Below are 357 nucleotides of genomic sequence, written 5' to 3' on the forward strand. Positions count from 1 at the left end.
GTCCTGTCGTCCGACCTGTCGAAGATCCTGCGCGCGGGCGTTCAGCTGGTGCCGGACCCGACGATCCCGACCGAGGAGACCGGCACCCGGCACCGCACCGCCGACCGGGTCTCCAAGCAGGTCAATTTCCCGGTCGTCTCGGTCTCCCAGTCGATGCGCCTGATCGCGCTCTACGTCGACGGCCACCGCCGCGTCCTGGAGGACTCGGCGGCGATCCTGTCCCGCGCCAACCAGGCTCTCGCGACGCTGGAGCGCTACAAGCTCCGCCTCGACGAGGTCGCCGGCACGCTGTCGGCGCTGGAGATCGAGGACCTGGTGACCGTGCGGGACGTCTCGGCGGTCGCGCAGCGGCTGGAG

General features: G+C 70.9%; 1 protein-coding gene. It reads left to right on the forward strand.

Annotation, left to right across the window (positions count from 1 at the left end; genetic code table 11):
* The coding region (locus J0695_RS42305; RefSeq protein WP_206970100.1) for a diadenylate cyclase at positions 1 to 357 on the forward strand (357 nt) is incomplete at both ends.

It is taken from the genome of Streptomyces beijiangensis (assembly GCF_017315755.1).
GTDB classification, from domain to species: domain Bacteria; phylum Actinomycetota; class Actinomycetes; order Streptomycetales; family Streptomycetaceae; genus Streptomyces; species Streptomyces beijiangensis.